This window comes from Aeromonas sp. R2-4 (genome assembly GCF_040908365.1).
Classification (GTDB): domain Bacteria; phylum Pseudomonadota; class Gammaproteobacteria; order Enterobacterales; family Aeromonadaceae; genus Aeromonas; species Aeromonas veronii.
Window position 1 is genome coordinate 1 of record NZ_JBFODO010000022.1, and the last position, 15056, is coordinate 15056.

Annotated in this window: 14 protein-coding genes and 1 other RNA gene; 2 read left to right on the forward strand and 13 right to left on the reverse strand. The window is 56.0% G+C overall.

From position 1 onward, the window contains the following. The 4 genes from AB5Z05_RS11335 to AB5Z05_RS11350 form a co-directional block, all read right to left on the reverse strand. On the reverse strand, positions 1–295 hold a 295-nt coding region (locus tag AB5Z05_RS11335; protein ID WP_368151558.1), incomplete at its 3' end, for a hypothetical protein. A gap of 171 nt (positions 296–466) precedes the next feature. Then, a complete protein-coding gene (locus tag AB5Z05_RS11340) occupies positions 467–1531 on the reverse strand; it encodes a hypothetical protein (protein WP_368151560.1) in 1065 nt (354 codons plus the stop codon). Between the two features lie 1214 nt (positions 1532–2745). Then, entirely contained in the window at positions 2746–3318 is a 573-nt protein-coding gene (locus AB5Z05_RS11345; RefSeq protein WP_017779893.1) for a recombinase family protein, read from the reverse strand. A gap of 13 nt (positions 3319–3331) precedes the next feature. Beyond that, a complete protein-coding gene (locus AB5Z05_RS11350) occupies positions 3332–3544 on the reverse strand; it encodes an Hha/YmoA family nucleoid-associated regulatory protein (RefSeq protein ID WP_024941646.1) in 213 nt (70 codons plus the stop codon). Between the two features lie 769 nt (positions 3545–4313). On the opposite strand from AB5Z05_RS11350, the gene AB5Z05_RS11355 reads away from it, so the two are divergent. Continuing rightward, positions 4314–4694 carry a DUF2513 domain-containing protein gene (locus AB5Z05_RS11355; protein WP_265468058.1) on the forward strand — a complete coding sequence of 127 codons (381 nt, stop codon included), beginning with the start codon at positions 4314–4316 and terminating at the stop codon, positions 4692–4694. Between the two features lie 466 nt (positions 4695–5160). Next, a complete protein-coding gene (locus AB5Z05_RS11360) occupies positions 5161–5679 on the forward strand; it encodes a toll/interleukin-1 receptor domain-containing protein (RefSeq protein ID WP_265468059.1) in 519 nt (172 codons plus the stop codon). Between the two features lie 212 nt (positions 5680–5891). Here AB5Z05_RS11360 and AB5Z05_RS11365 read toward each other — a convergent pair whose 3' ends face one another. The 9 genes from AB5Z05_RS11365 to AB5Z05_RS11405 all read right to left on the reverse strand — a co-directional run bounded on the left by AB5Z05_RS11365 (position 5892) and on the right by AB5Z05_RS11405 (position 15034). Then, on the reverse strand, positions 5892–7052 hold the full coding sequence (locus tag AB5Z05_RS11365; protein WP_368151563.1) for a tyrosine-type recombinase/integrase: 1161 nt from the start codon (positions 7050–7052) through the stop codon (positions 5892–5894). A 97-nt stretch (positions 7053–7149) separates the two neighbouring features. Beyond that, positions 7150–7246: signal recognition particle sRNA small type (gene ffs, locus AB5Z05_RS11370), an RNA gene on the reverse strand. A 102-nt stretch (positions 7247–7348) separates the two neighbouring features. Beyond that, positions 7349–8137, reverse strand: a complete 789-nt coding sequence (locus AB5Z05_RS11375; protein WP_005360120.1) for a sulfite exporter TauE/SafE family protein — start codon at positions 8135–8137, stop codon at positions 7349–7351. A gap of 105 nt (positions 8138–8242) precedes the next feature. Beyond that, positions 8243–9679 carry an arginine-ornithine antiporter gene (gene arcD / locus AB5Z05_RS11380; RefSeq protein ID WP_005336921.1) on the reverse strand — a complete coding sequence of 479 codons (1437 nt, stop codon included), beginning with the start codon at positions 9677–9679 and terminating at the stop codon, positions 8243–8245. A gap of 358 nt (positions 9680–10037) precedes the next feature. Then, entirely contained in the window at positions 10038–10817 is a 780-nt protein-coding gene (locus AB5Z05_RS11385) for an SDR family oxidoreductase (RefSeq protein WP_368151565.1), read from the reverse strand. A gap of 52 nt (positions 10818–10869) precedes the next feature. Continuing rightward, a complete protein-coding gene (gene mmsB, locus AB5Z05_RS11390) occupies positions 10870–11772 on the reverse strand; it encodes a 3-hydroxyisobutyrate dehydrogenase (RefSeq protein ID WP_368151567.1) in 903 nt (300 codons plus the stop codon). A 51-nt stretch (positions 11773–11823) separates the two neighbouring features. Beyond that, a complete protein-coding gene (locus tag AB5Z05_RS11395) occupies positions 11824–12936 on the reverse strand; it encodes an enoyl-CoA hydratase/isomerase family protein (protein ID WP_368151569.1) in 1113 nt (370 codons plus the stop codon). Positions 12937–12954: 18 nt separating this feature from the next. After that, positions 12955–13737: an enoyl-CoA hydratase gene (locus tag AB5Z05_RS11400; RefSeq protein ID WP_368151571.1), complete on the reverse strand. Its 783-nt coding sequence runs from the start codon at positions 13735–13737 to the stop codon at positions 12955–12957. Positions 13738–13876: 139 nt separating this feature from the next. Further along, positions 13877–15034, reverse strand: coding sequence for an acyl-CoA dehydrogenase family protein (locus tag AB5Z05_RS11405; RefSeq protein WP_368151573.1), 1158 nt, complete (start codon positions 15032–15034; stop codon positions 13877–13879). Positions 15035–15056 lie beyond the last annotated feature (22 nt).

The following is a 15056-nucleotide window of genomic DNA, read 5'->3' on the forward strand; positions in this document are numbered from 1 at the left end:
GTACATGCAGAGATCGCCTTTTCAATTCACTCCCCGTTTTTCTATGAATCCAAGAACGACGCCATGTCAGTTCTAACATGTCCTTCATTGTCGGTTGATAATCTATAAAAGTTACTTTTCTTTTCTCTACTTTGACTTTGGGCCGCTGGTTTATTATAGGTTTTATTATTTTATTTGAGCCTTCAAGCTTCAATTCTAATTCATGAGCCTCTGCGTATGTTCGTACAGATTTTCTAATTCTTTTTCCATCAACTGTCACATCGACTTGCCAGCTACTCCCCCTTTGCCTGATCATAATCACACACCATTAATAATGTAATTAGAGAGGGTGAGGAATTTAAATAATTATTTTGATACTTTCAACTGACAATTATTACAGATAGTCTCACTGATGGTATTAATACATTTTATTGTTTCGTCTTAAAAATAGAGGGGCCTTGAAATAGACCCCATCTCACTTTCGACTTTATTCAGGCAAAGCTACGCCGCTCTGGGTTGCGATCCGACGCACTTGGGACTTGCGCTGGGCGATCTCGGCAAGTTTGGCTTTCAGGACCTCTTCCTCGTCGCACAGCGTCATCCATTTTTCTTGAAGTTTCACAGGGTTGGCTTTGGCGGCTTCAACCCGCTCATACTCGGTGGAGGGCTTGGTGTGCTGGCAGAGGTCTTCACCGTAGCCGGTAGCAGCCAGGACGTCGAAGCGAGTGGCAGGAGCATCAGCTTCATCTTCACTCAGGGAAAAAGCAGCGTTACCGTCGGTGTCGAGGTAATCAGGCCCAAGCAACTCTTCGAGCTGTTCATTAACAAAGGAAGCTGTTGCACGGATGTCGGAGCGGTCTTCAGTGGACTTCATCGGGACGGTGGAGGTGGAGACCTCGGAGGTGTCCGATTTTACGGATTCCGTATTTCCGGACACTTGCTTGATCACTTCGTCAACGGTGGATTTACCTACACCGAACAGCTCACCGATCTTACGTACACTCAGCCCTTCCTTGTGCTTCTCCAGAATTGCAGAGTCACGGCGCTCTTTGCACTGCTGGGAAAGGGACGGGCCACCGTTCGGGAAGTAGTCGCTGTATCCAGCATTAACACGAGGACGGGGCGCCCCCAGCGCCTCTGCGATTTTCTTAATGTCCGCCTCGAAGACATTCTTCATGTACTTCCCGTCGCCCAGCTCCATCATTTTCTTGATGATGATGTAGTAGTCAGCCTCAGTGGTGCCTTTGCCGTGGGCCACGTTCGCCCCCATCGCCATGATGCGCACCTCTTCGAGAGAGGACGCAAGGACCACTTCATACTGGTCAGCGGGGATCTCGGTGATGCGCAGGCGTTCGTATGCTTCGAGGCGGTGGAAGCCGTCAGTCAGGTAAATGTTGTCTTCGATTTTGGCAAGGCGAATCTTTGTCTTGAAGGAAATCCCACGTTCGATCAGGTCCATCATTGCGACCACGTTGTCGTCGTCCATGTTGGCGCGGAACTGAGTGTCAGCGAAACGGATGATAGAAGCAATTTTGATGGCGGAAGTAGTCATTAAGTCATTCTCCTATTATCAATCGAGCCACTTGTGGGTCTCTTCGGGCAAAAGAAACCCAAACCCACAGGAGGTAGGTCTGGGCGAGGATCTTCAGGATTACTCAGATCGGGGCGAGATTATAACGACACCGATGCGGGGGGAAAATCAGGAAGCTCACAGACATGCTTATCAAGGTTCGCTGTATTCCCTGAGCACAGGGACCATAGGAAAAGTACCTACAGATTACCTATAGATAACTCCTTCTCCTGCCCTTGCTTGGATGGACAATGTTGATAGGTGATAAAAGGTAGAGCGGGGGGAAACGCTGGTGATGTCCAAATTCTCCAGTCTGACATTTTCGCACAGTCCCAAGTTCCTTCGCTGGGTGTTGCATGTTCCTGGTTCAAGATTTTGTACATGACCACTCACTGAGCCTCATTAGGAGCTCAACATGTTCATCCAACGAATACTGTTGATAGGTCTTCCTTGCTTGTCATCTGTCCTGAAGTCATCACTCGGTTGTCCTATGGATGATCAGGGGGAAGCGACAACAGGACAGCACTTGGGCCATCCTCGGGTAGTCTTAAAGATACCTGTAGTAAGTAGTGTATAGAGAGATAGTATCCAGGGTATCTAATAGAAGTCTTTTAGTATTGGTCTTTTCGTATCCCCCCCTATGGTCAGGGAAAAGTAACTAGCTCCAATTGCCCCTGCTCTGGAGGTCTCTGGAAGGTGTTTTATTGGTGTCTTCGGGATAATCGTCGGGAGTACAGACCTCGGGACAGACCCACGGACAACAAACAGGGGCATTCAGACGAACAAGCGCAGATTCGGCCCCAGGCACCCCCTCTGGTCCCTTCCAGATAGCCTCTCAGACGATCTCTCTGATCACCATACGCATTCCCCCATGTTACCCCACACGCTCACCCCTGCACGATCTCACAGGTCCACAGAGAAAGCCTGAAGACAGCAGGGACACGGATGGAAGGGAGGCAATGAGAAAGGTCCAGAGGGACAGGCGCAGGGTCATCGTCGAGTCCTCCCAAACGACAAACCCCCAAGGTGTCGCGGTGAACAGCCTCGGGGGTCGATTGAAAGATTCGATCAAAGTTGGTTACTCGATCAGTTCTTTCTATTGGTCAGGGTAAATTAGCTTTACCTAATGTTCTTTGGGACAGTCCCAGTGATTGATCCTTTCGATGGTCCCAGGCTCAACCGATAGACACACTCGATCAACTCAGCTCCCCATCTTCTCGCATCCTTGTTGATAGGCGATGGACAGTCGCTCGGCTGACTCCATGAAGCGTAGCGATTTCCCGCAGAGACTTACCGCCTTCCAACAGGGTCGCCTTGATTGCATCCTCGTCGATACTCTTGGGCCTGCCTGTGTACTTCCCCGCAGCCTTAGCTTTGGCGATACCTTCCATCTGACGCTCCTTGCGTAGAGCCGTCTCGAACTCAGCAAAGGCGCCCAGCATGGTGAACATCAGCTTCCCTTGGGCTGTCGTCGTCTCTAGGTTCTGGTCCAGTACACGCAGGGTCACACCCTTAGCTTCCAGTTGTTCCGTAATGTCCAACAGGTCAGCGAGAGAACGGCCCAGACGGTCCAGCTTGGTGATCACCACATCGTCCCCCTCTCGGACATACCGCAGTAGTTCGGCTAGCTGCTCACGGCCATCTGTGCTGGTCCCTGATACCTTCTCTTGGTACACACGCTCACAACCGGCCTTTGTCAGCTTATCCAGTTGAACATCCAGCGATTGACCGACAGAAGACACACGCGCATAACCGATAACCTGTCCCATCACTCTCTCCTACTCAATCCACCAATGCCCAAGCTGTCATAGGGACTTTCCCCGCGTCGTAATGCTTTCCAGCAGCTATCTCTGCTTGCCGGTGGTCAATCGCAGCGATGACCTTCAGTTCCTCTTGGAAGCCCGTAGCAGCAGCCTTATCAAGCATCCTTGGGGCGACTCTATCCAGTGACTTCCTGTCCTTGAATCGGCGAAGCCTGATAACCAAGTCATTCATGCGGAAATCTCCTTCATCTTCTTATTGCTTCAACGTGAGTCCTTGTCGGTGTCACGCTGTCACATTAAGGTCTTAATCCGATGGGACTTAGATTATGAAACAAAAATGAGACAGTCAAGACCCCCGTGTGAAAGAAGTCCATTAGGGTATACCTTTGAAGACGACATAACAGAGCTAGGACAACGGAGTGATAGAGACACAGAGGCGACCGCAGGCATTAGAGAAGGAAGGACCACAGGATGGCGCAGGGACCCCCTACGGGGGGTATTGGCTGGCGGTTTAATCCTCAAGTGTGGACTCACAGTTTTTTCCAAATTTACCGAAGGGTCCCTATTGGGTAAGATGCCATCTTGTCTGGATCTGACTGAGAACCCACATGGATCAAGCTACGAATACCTTGATAGCCCTCGGCGGGGGACTACTACTTGCCCTGCTTGGGTGGGCTTTTTCATCGTCTAAGGTTGAAACCCAAGTGGTTGACGCCGCTGACGCTTGGTCTCGATTTGATGGGGTCACTTCTTTCCAGCTCACCTTCTATCGCCAGTCAGGGAATACCCACCGTGTCGTGCAAATTCATGGCACTAGAGAGGACGTAGAGGCGGAAATCAGGAAGGTGTTCAACCGCGCCGGAATAAGGGACCAGTACATGGTGGAAACACGAGGGGACGCAATTGATTACTGCCGTGCATACCATAACCACCGTGGGTCAAATGAAGGTAAGAAGGTCGGCGGCTGCTTGGTATCAGCCGTGTAATAACAAGGACAGAAGATGAAGCGTGATTGGGATACCGTAAGAGATCTACTCACCAAATTAGAAGGATTACCAAACACAGACCACTACTTGTCACTTGGGAATTTTGAGCTTACCGATGCGAATGCCGCTTATACAATCTCCTACCACATGGAGTTGTTGATTGAAGCGGGGCTAGTTGAAGGGAAAATGAGCCGAGTTCTTGGTCGTGGTCCCATTAACTTCACCGCGACCCGCCTTACATGGACAGGCCATGAATTCCTAGACGCAACCCGCAGCGATACCGTGTGGAACAAGACTAAAGAGACCTTTACAACCAAGGGGCTCGACATGACCTTCGAGACAATCAAAGCGGTGGCTGCTGCTGCAATGACGTCAATGCTAGGGTTATCTGCGTAACATCACTTCTATCCGCGTTCCTGCTTGAAATCTTGGCCCCTGTGGGGCACAGATAGACCTGAAGATTTCAAGCAGGAGTACACCAGCAAAGCCCAGACTAAGGATTTTTATTGGCCTCGTGTGATGCCTGTGGCTATTAAGTGATCATTCAATTGCCCTCTAATACCCATTTGGGTTATAACCGTGCTTTCGTGCAACAACTGGGTCAACCTGCTATAAGTTGTTGAAATTTAGTCAATTAATTTGACGACCAATACGCGATAGAGTTGTAAGGGAGAATTGAAACATGGCTCAATGTACAGCACCAGTTCGGGGACATAGTTCAGCTGCGGCAGCGGCTGCCTGTCCTGCTTGTCGTAATAAAAGTCGAAGTTACGGTGGCGGATACAGCGGTAGTAGTTATGGTGGTAGTAGTTACGGTGGCTACAGCCCTTCATCATCTTCATCGGGAAGCAGCAGCCGTAGTGTGAAACCTAGCTGGTCAAAAGCCGGTTCCGTAGTTTTCTACACTCCCAATGAAGTGACATCACTCACGCCAATCCGTGAAACCGTAGAAACAAGAGCAGCAGCACAGCCAGACCTTCGTGATGTATTTTTGTGTCATGCGTGGGATGACCGTAAAGGCGCGGCCAAAGAGCTACATGATCTGCTTGAAGCGGCGGGAGTCAAAGTCTGGTTCAGTGAGAAGGATCTTGGTCTTGGTGTTCCGATGATGCGGGCAATCGACAGGGGTTTGGCAAACTCCCGAATTGGGCTTGTGCTTGTTACCCCTTCGCTTCTGGAAAGACTGCCCAAAGAGGGGGTTGCTGACAAAGAGCTTTCAGCTCTATTAGCGGGTAACCAGCTTGTCCCAATCGTGCATAACACAACGTATGCTGATCTTCGCAATGTAAGCCCCTTGCTCGCTTCACGCAGCGGCTTGGACACTGGGGAAGATACAATGTCGGTGGTTGCGGCCAAAATTGCAGAATTAGTCGCTGTTTAACTTGGCGACCCGCAGCGGTTCCTAATTCAGGTGCGATTGTTCTATGAGTACGCTTTAGTGATTAGGTAACTGGGCTTGCTTCTGGTTAGCTCAGTTACCGTACTCGTCCACATAGCCAAACCTCGGCCCTGTCTTCCAGACCTGCACACGGCCAGACCTCTTATTCACCTTCCTGTTCTCACCGCCAAGGCAGATTACCCAGGCGATCCCGTTCATAGCGCCGCTTCTATAGCTGCCAAGAGCTTCTCGACGGCAACCCCACCACCGTATCGGTCATAGCTGATGGCACCATTGGTATGCCCCAAGATCGCAGCCGCATACTGAAGCGGTACACCATGATCCTTCAACGCTGTTGCCACAGTATGCCGCAGGCTGTGGAAGTCTTTGTCTACAGGGCGATGACGACTAAACCACTGCCCCCAGAGATGGCTGTAACCGTATTGTCGATGAGGTAACTCAGGGAACAACCGCCCCCCTGCCCTTTCCTGTACGAAGTCGATAAAGCCACCAGCAATCAGCGAGGAGTGAATAGGGATCAGGCGGGCACTGTTGGCCGTTTTGAGCTTCTGGTCTGGGCGGTTGTCCCTGATGTTCAGGCACCATACCCCATCGACCTGCTGCACATCGTCCGCGTACAACTGGCAAATCTCATTGGCTCTCGCTCCGGTATACAGACCGAGCAGCGCAATCCACTTACGGTATGGCTCCTGCTGCTTCGCCCACTGGATCAACTGCTGTTTCTCCGCAGATGTGTACCCACTGCGAGCATTGACCTCTTTGACCCGTTGGAGCTTGAGCCCTGCAAAGTGATTTACGATGCCTTCGTGGTGATTGCCCAGCCAGACGAATAACAGAGAGAGCTTCTGGAGGTACTTGTTGATAGTCGTCGGGCTCTTGCCTGAATTCAGCAATTCGTCCTTGAACTTAACCACATCGGCCTTGCTGTATGCCGTGGGAGGTCTATCCCCCAGCGACTTTATGAAGTAGCCGATGTAGTTCTTCTGGTTGCTGAGCTCTTTCGGTGCCCAGGACAACGCCTTCTCTTTCAGGTAACGCTCACTGAGTTCTGAGAGTACAGGGGATGCAATGGCTGAAGGAGCCGCAGGGACTGACCGAGGAGCTGGATTGGCCGCTGAGAGTGTCTGTTGCGGTAGCTGCTGAGGCTCAGGCAGGGAGCTTGGTTGAGGTTCTAGCTGGACAGCCGCAGGCTTTACCCGAGAACGCACACAGGCAAGCATCTTAGCCACCTGTTCACGAGCGACCAGCTTGTCCCGAGTGCGGAGAGATTTCTTGATGTCTTTGCGGCGACCACAGGGGAGCACTGTCACCTTGCGGTAGTACCAGATACCTTGAGGACTGAGCCAGAGATTCACAGAGAAGACTCCTGATCCATCCACACAAAGTGGATTACCAAGAGGTCTGAAGGGGGTGATTAGCTGTAACTTATTGATTTCCAAAAACAAGTGGTGGCCCTACCAGCCACATCCCGGCACTCGAGTCCCCCGCCTTGGCTGCTACCTTCCGGTCCTGACCAGGTCGACGGGTTATCAATGCGAGAGGACCAATAGGACCACCGGCGAGGAGAATAGGCAAACTGGGCGTTCAATGCAACGGCTTTCTACCCTCCAACAGATCGTTTGCCTTATTTTTCAGCAATCTGCCGAATGAATCAGCTAAACAGCATAAATTTCGCCCCCACCAGCAGCATCAGCAGGGCAAAGGCCTGCTTGAGGCGTGTGGGTGACAGGCGGTGTGCCAGCTTGGCGCCAATGCGGGCGAACTGGGTACTGGTCAGCACAATGCCCAGCAGGGCGGGCAGATAGATGTAGCCCACACTCCACTCGGGCAGATCGGCATGATCCCAACCCGCATAGAGGTAGCTGAGGCTCCCCGCCAGCGCGATGGGCATGCTGCAGGCTGCAGAGGCCGCTACCGCATTGCGCATCGGCACCGAGTTCCAGCTCAGATAAGGGACCGTGAGCGAGCCACCGCCAATACCAAACAGCGCAGACATCCAGCCAATGATGGTACCGGCGATGCCTGTGCCGAGCGGACCCGGCATATGGCGTTCCGCTTTGGGTTTAAGGTTGAGTCCCATCTGTAGCGCCATGCTCCAGGCGAAGCAGCCGATGATGATATTGAGGGTGCTGGTGCTGAGCAGATTGGCGGTCATGCCGCCAAGCCAGCCCCCAATCAGCATGCCGGCGCCGAGTCGGCGGATCATCACCCAATCGACGGCGCCCGCCTCCCGGTGGGCCCGCAATGAGCTGAATCCGGTAAAGATCATGGTGGGCAACGAGGTGCCGAGGGCCAGATGGGTAATGATTTCAGGGTCGATGCCCTGGGCGCGAAAGGTCATGACCAGCACGGGGACAATGATAAGACCGCCGCCGATCCCGAACAGCCCCGCCAGCATGCCGGCAAAGGCGCCCAGCAGGAGGTAACCCATAAACAGCATAAAAATTCCTGTGTTAAACAAAAACTGGCCAACACGGCCGGGCAACAGTGGATATCTGCATGAAAAAAAAGAGATGGCGCGAGGGCCATCTCTTCATTGTGCCGGTTAGTGCAGTGGAATGGTACCGTCCATCACCTTGTAGAAGGCCAGCACGGCACAGCCGAGCAGGGCCGCCGTCATCCCCTGCTCCAATCGGTTAAGGCCGCGCAGACCGTGATGCTGACGCGCCTTCCAGTAGATGAAGATGCCCGGACTATAGAGCAGCGCCACCAGCAACAGGTACTCCACACCGGCAGCGTAGACCAGCCAGCAGCCGTAAACGGTCGCCACCAGGGCCAGCAGCAGGTCACGCTTGCGCTGATGAGGTTGACCCTGATAGGTCTCCCCTTTCAATGCCAGCTTCAGGCCATAGGCACCGGAGAAAACGTAGGGCACCAACGCTGCAGAGGTCGCGATGTTGACCAGCGCCAGATAGGTGCTGCTCTGGAAGTAGATGATGATCAGGAAGATCTGCACCAGACAGGTAGAGCACCAGAGGGATACCTGCGGCGAGCCGTTCTTGTTCTCCTTGGCAAACCAGCCCGGGAACACACCGGTCTTGCCCGCGATGTAGGGCACTTCAGCGGCCAGCACGGTCCAGCTGAGCAGAGCCCCCATCACCGACACCACCAGACCGATGTTGATAAGCCAGGCGCCCCAGGGGCCGACTACGGCTTCAAGGATCATGGCGGTCGAAGGGTTCTTGAGCGCCGCCAGTTGCGGCTGGCTCATGACACCCAGCGAGAACAAGGTCACCATCACGTAAAGCGTCAGGGCGCCGAGCAGCGCCAGCACGGTAGCTCGGCCCACATCCTTGCGATGACGGGCACGGGCAGAGACCACCACGGCCCCTTCAATCCCGATAAAGACCCAGAGGGTCACCTTCATGGTGGACTTGACCTGATCCATCACGGAGCCCAGCTCCATGTTGTTCTGGCCCCAAATATCCAGAGTGAAGGTATCCATGTTGAAAGCCAGCAGGATCGCAACACAGAAGACGATGAGCGGCACCATCTTGGCGATGGTGGTGACGATATTCACCAGCGCAGCAACCTGTACCCCGCGCAGCACCAGCGCATGCACCGACCAGATCAGGATGGAGGCCAGCGTGATGGCCACCGGCGTATTGCCGTCACCGAAGATGACGTTGTCAGGTGTATCGAAGAAGTAGCTCAGGGCGCTGAACACCACGATGGCGTAGGAGACGTTGGCCAGCAGTTGGCAGAGCCAGTAACCCCAGGCGGCGTTGAAACCGATAAAATCGCCGAAACCGGCTTTGGCATAGCTGAAGATACCGCCATCGAGATCGGGGCGGCGCATGGAGAGGTTCTGATAGACCAGCGCGAGACAGATCATGCCCAGACCGGTGATGGCCCAACCCAGGGCGACCGCCCCGGCACTGGCATGCGCAGCAATGTTTTGTGGCAGACTGAAGACCCCGGCGCCGACCATGGAGCCGATCACCAGCGAAATGAGGGCGCCCAGCCCTAGTTTCTTGTCCATTTCAATCCTGTTTATTTAGGCGGCGGCAGAGCGTCCGTATTCATACTGCGCGCAATATGGGAGGGGCTGGGAATCCTGACCCCGTGAAAAAGGCGGCAACTATATTGCATGACTATTCCGACCGCAATCCCTCGTCCCGTCAATCATGCACCGCCTTGACCGCGCGCAATTTTACAGCACTGACCCATATGGCCTGTGAGCTGGCTCAAATTAACCAAGACCCATTGATATTTCTCATTTTTCTGCCAACACAACCTGACTCGCATGGTTCCTATGCATCGCCATTCAGGCACTCTCTGTATAAATAATCTGCATAAAAAAGCCCCGGTGGAAACACCGGGGCCCATTATGTAAATCCCTATAAACGCAAACCACCATCCAGTTCTATCATCCTTCCCGACAGATAGTCGTTGGCAAAAATAAAGCTTACCGTCTCGGCCAGCTGTTGCGCCTCGCCAAGGGTGCCGACCGGAATGGCCTGCTGCATCCGCGCCATCGCCTCCGGCTTCATCGCCGCCGTCATGTCGGTGGCAAACACCCCGGGAGCGATCCCCATCACCCGAATGCCATGGCGCGCCAGCTCCCGCGCCCAGGTCACCACCAGCGAGGCAACCCCCGCCTTGCTGGCGGCATAGTTGCTCTGGCCGATATTGCCAGCGCGGGCGATGGAGGAGATGTTGATGATAACGCCCCCCTGCCCCCCTTGCGCCATCAGCGCCGCCCCTTCGCGACCGCAGAGGAAGGTACCAGTGAGGTTCACATCGATGACGCTCTGCCACTGGGCCAGCGTCATCTTCTCCATCAGATCACCCTCTTTCACCTTGATCAGCATGCCATCGCGCAAAATGCCGGCGCAGTTGATAAGACCGTGCAGCACGCCAAAACGCCCCTTGATGGCAGCAAACACGGCCTCGACCTCGGCTTCGCTCGCCACATTGCAGACAAACAGCTCGCACTGGCTATCTTGATCGCACTGATCATTCTGGCTGTGCACCATGGCTGAGGTCGCCTCCAGATCGGCGCGATTGATGTCGAGCAGCGCCAGCGTCGCCCCCTGTGCGCCCAAGGCCAGCGCAATGGCCCGTCCCAAGCCACGTCCGGCGCCGGTAATAACGATGACCTTATCTTTGATATCCATCAATGCTCCTTGTAGCTGGTCGAAGGGAGATGCCTTGAAGAGAGGTGGCCCGTCAGGCGGGATCCTCTTTATCCAGATAGAGTTCGACGATGCTGGAGAAATCGCGGCTCCCCTGCCCCTGAGCGGCATGCATGTTGAACAGGTTACGCGCGAGCGCCCCCATGGGCACAGCGCTGTGGCCATGCTCGGCCAGCGCCATGGCGAGCCCCAAATCTTTCACCATCAGCCGGGTCATAAAGCCCCCCTGATAGTTGCGGGCGGCAGGGACATTCTCCATCACCCCGGGCCAGGGGTTGTAGCGCTCCAGACTCCAGTTGTTGCCGGAGCTCTTGCCCATGATGGTGGAGAGTACGGCGGGATCCAGTCCCTCCTTCACCCCGAGGGCCAGCGCCTCGGCGGTACCCGCCATATGGATCGCAAGCAGCATGTTATTGCACATCTTGGCTATCTGCCCGGCGCCCAGCGCCCCGGCGTGAAACAGGTTCTGCCCCATGCAGGCGAGCAGAGGTTTCGCCGCCTCGAAATCCGCCGCGTCACCACCAACGATAAAGGTGAGCGTCCCGGCGGCCGCACCGGCGACACCGCCCGATACGGGGGCATCGATAAAGCACAAACCGCGGGCGCGGGCCGCCTCCCCGACCTGACGGGCAGAGTCGACATCGATAGTGGAGCAGTCGATCACCAGTGCACCAACCGGCAGGGCTGCCAGCAGATCCTGCCCCTCAGACAACCAAAGGTCGCGCACATGCTTCCCCGCAGGTAGCATGCTGATCACCACCTCGCAGCCGGTCACCGCCTCTCGGGCATCCCCCGCTGCGATACAGCCAGCGGCGATGGCGCGCTCAATGTTTTGAGCAACCAGATCAAACACCTGCACCGTGTGCCCGGCCCTGGCCAGATTGGCCGCCATGGGGCCGCCCATGTTGCCGAGCCCGATAAACCCTATCCTTGTCATCCCGCTTGCTCCTTGCGTTGCTGATGGCGGCGTCCGCCGGTTGCCAAGATGTTATTCCTGGCAGGCCAACGGATTGCACCCCTGCGGCCAGCGATAGAACTCATCCAGCCATTCCCCCTCCGATGGCAACTGTTGCCAGCGGGGATCTTTATCCTTGTCGATCAGCAGTGCCCGTACCCCTTCCACAAAATCCCCCTTGAGCACGCAGTTGACCGAGAGGGTCAGCTCCTCGGCAAATACCTCTGCCAGTGAGTTGCGGCGAGCCTGCCAATATTGACGCCACAAAATGGCGCGGCTGATGGGGCTGCCGGTGCGGCAAAGCTGCTGCGCCTGCCTGAGTACCGCCTCCTGTTCATCGAAATGGGCGCTGAACAGCCGCGCCAATACCCCTTGCAACGTGCGTCCCGCCAGCAAGGCATCGATCCTCTGTTGATGGGGCAGCAGCACAGGCGCAGGCAAGCGGGCCGCCACCTCACGGTGCAACCCCCTGAACAACTGATCGATCTGCTCACGGGGCTCACCACTGCCAGTCCAGTCGAGCACGGCGAGGCGTAACAACAGCGCACTGCGCTCGCCACTGGCGATGGCGTGATCCGCCAGCTCAAGACCGATGGCATCACTCCCGTTGAAGCGGGCGCCAGTCAAACCAAGCCAGAGCCCGAGTCGCCCCGGCATCCGGCTTAAAAACCAGCTCGCTCCCACGTCGGGGTAGAGTCCTATGGTTACCTCCGGCATGGCGAACAGGCTCTTTTCGGTCACCACCCGAAAATCGGCACCGGCATACAGGCCAATACCGCCCCCCATGCATATACCGTCAGCCACGCAGATAAGGGGCTTGCGGTAAGAGTGGATGTGGTGGTCGAGCCGGTACTCCTGCTCGAAAAAGTCGCGGGCATATTCGAACAGTTCCGCCTCGCTCGCCTCCTGCTTGCGGTAATAGAAGGAGCGGATATCGCCACCGGCACAAAATGCCTTCTCACCCGCCCCCTGCAGCAGCACACAGACGATGGCGGGATCCTGCTCCCAACGGGTCAGCGTCTGTTGCAGGATCTGGATCATCGGCAGGCTCAATGCGTTGAGAGACGCAGGGCTGTCGAGGGTCAATACCCCGATCTGATGACCATCTTCGGTGGGATAACAGCTAACCTTGACCGGCTCACTCATATACAGCTCCGTATGGATTTACTCTGTTGGGCCATATTGCCAGCGCGGTAAGCGTTTCTCCAGGAAGGCGGCCACCCCTTCACGCTGGTTGGCATCGCTAAAGAGATCGAGAAACAGCGACCGCTCAAGGGGCAAGGCGGCATCCCGCGGGCCACTGCGGCCCTGATTGATCAGGGTTTTGCAGGCGCGCAGGGCGCTCGGGCTCTGGCGCTCCACCAGATGGGCCATCTGGTGCGCGGCCTCCCACGCCTGACCGGTTTTCACCACCTCCTCCACCAGCCCCATCTCGTAGGCCAGCGAGGCACTCACCTTCTCGCCGCAGAGGATCATCCGCTTGGCCCAGCCCGGCCCCACCAGCTCGGTCAAACGCTGGGTGCCACCGGCACAGGGAAGCAAGCCCACCGAAGCTTCCGGCAGTCCCAGCAACGCCTGCTGCTCGGCGATACGGATATCACAGGCCAGCGCCACTTCCAGGCCACCGCCCATGGCATAACCATTGATGGCAGCGATACTGACGCCATGGAAACGGGCCAGCGCCTCGAAGGCATTGCCAAAGGCCTCGGCTACTTCGCGGGCCAGCTCGACATTCCCCTCGACAAACATATTGAGGTCGGCACCGGCGCAGAAAAATTTGTCGCCCGCACCACGGATCACCAGCGCCACCACATCGGGACGACTGTCGAGTTCCACCATCATCTGCAAAAAGGCCTGCAGGCTGGCGAGGGTCCAGGTGTTGGCAGGGGGATGGTCGAGGGTGATATAGGCCACGTGGCCATGATATTCGAGTCTGATCCTTGTCATAACCTTGTCCTTGTCGATGAAGCTGCCGTCATGATGACAGGCTTGAATGACACCAACCTGTGGCTGGCTCACAAAGCCGAAACCGGCATGGCATGGTGCAATCGGGTGGCAGGCAACACACCCTTGATGCGACCACCGGTTAGCCCAGCGACAAACCGGGATCGGCCAGCAGGCGGCGCGCGATGATGAGTCGCATCACCTCGTTGGTGCCCTCCAGAATGCGGTGTACCCGGGTATCGCGCAGATAGCGCTCGAGCGGATACTCGCGGATATAACCATAGCCGCCAAAGAGTTGCAGAGCCTCATCACAGATTCGATAACCCACATCGGTAGCATAACGTTTGGCCATGGCGCACCAGGCACTCTTGTCGGGTGCCCCGCGATCCAGCTTGTCGGCGGCCTGACGTACCAGCAGGCGAGCGGCAGCTAGCTCGGTCGCCATGTCGGCCAGGCGAAACTGCACGCTCTGGAATTCGCTGATCGGGTGACCAAATTGCTGGCGCTGCTGCACATAGGCCAGCGCATCGTCCAGCGCCTGCTGGGCGGTGCCCACCGAACAGGTGGCAATATTGATGCGCCCCCCATCGAGGGCCTGCATGGCGAACTTGAATCCTTCCCCCTCTTCGCCCAACCGATAACAGGCAGGAATGCGAACCCCGTTGAAAACAACCTCCCGGGTCGGCTGGCTGTTCCAGCCCATCTTATCTTCCGGCTTGCCATAGACGATACCCGCGCTATCTGCCGGCACCATAAAGGCAGAGATCCCCTTCGCACCTTCACCACCGGTACGGGTCATCACCACCAGCACATCGCTGCTGCCTGCTCCCGAGATAAAGACCTTGGTTCCCTCGATGAGGTAGCTGTCACCCTCGCGCACCGCCCGAGTCTTGAGTGCCGCCGCATCGGAGCCAGCCCCCGGCTCGGTGAGGCAATAGGAGCCCAGCAATTCGCCGCTGGCCAGTTTGGGCACCCACTCCTTGGCAACCTCGGTGGGCAACCAGCTACCCAGCATCCAGCTCACCATGTTGTGGATGGTCAAATACGCCGTGGTCGAGGTACACCCCATGGCGAGGCGCTCGAAGATGAGGCTCGCATCGAGGCGAGGTAGCCCCAATCCGCCAAACGGCTCCGGGGTATAGAGGCCACAAAAACCTAGCCCGGCCGCCTGCTTGATGGTCGGGATCGGAAACTCATGCTCCTTGTCCCAGCGCGCGGCATGGGGTTTGAGCGCCTCATCGGCAAAGGCGGCGGCCGCCTCCACATACGCCTGTTGATCATCGGTCAGGGTAAAATCCATTTTGTCGTTCGCTCCCTTGTTG

Bases quoted from the DNA above. Each gene is read 5' to 3' on its own strand.
- AB5Z05_RS11340 (WP_368151560.1), bottom strand. From the start codon at position 1,531: ATGACTACTTCCGCCATCAAAATTGCTTCTATCATCCGTTTCGCTGAC.
- AB5Z05_RS11345 (WP_017779893.1), bottom strand. From the start codon at position 3,318: ATGGGACAGGTTATCGGTTATGCGCGTGTGTCTTCTGTCGGTCAATCG.
- AB5Z05_RS11350 (WP_024941646.1), bottom strand. From the start codon at position 3,544: ATGAATGACTTGGTTATCAGGCTTCGCCGATTCAAGGACAGGAAGTCA.
- AB5Z05_RS11355 (WP_265468058.1), top strand. From the start codon at position 4,314: ATGAAGCGTGATTGGGATACCGTAAGAGATCTACTCACCAAATTAGAA.
- AB5Z05_RS11375 (WP_005360120.1), bottom strand. From the start codon at position 8,137: ATGCTGTTTATGGGTTACCTCCTGCTGGGCGCCTTTGCCGGCATGCTG.
- arcD (WP_005336921.1), bottom strand. From the start codon at position 9,679: ATGGACAAGAAACTAGGGCTGGGCGCCCTCATTTCGCTGGTGATCGGC.
- AB5Z05_RS11385 (WP_368151565.1), bottom strand. From the start codon at position 10,817: ATGGATATCAAAGATAAGGTCATCGTTATTACCGGCGCCGGACGTGGC.
- mmsB (WP_368151567.1), bottom strand. From the start codon at position 11,772: ATGACAAGGATAGGGTTTATCGGGCTCGGCAACATGGGCGGCCCCATG.
- AB5Z05_RS11395 (WP_368151569.1), bottom strand. From the start codon at position 12,936: ATGAGTGAGCCGGTCAAGGTTAGCTGTTATCCCACCGAAGATGGTCAT.
- AB5Z05_RS11400 (WP_368151571.1), bottom strand. From the start codon at position 13,737: ATGACAAGGATCAGACTCGAATATCATGGCCACGTGGCCTATATCACC.
- AB5Z05_RS11405 (WP_368151573.1), bottom strand. From the start codon at position 15,034: ATGGATTTTACCCTGACCGATGATCAACAGGCGTATGTGGAGGCGGCC.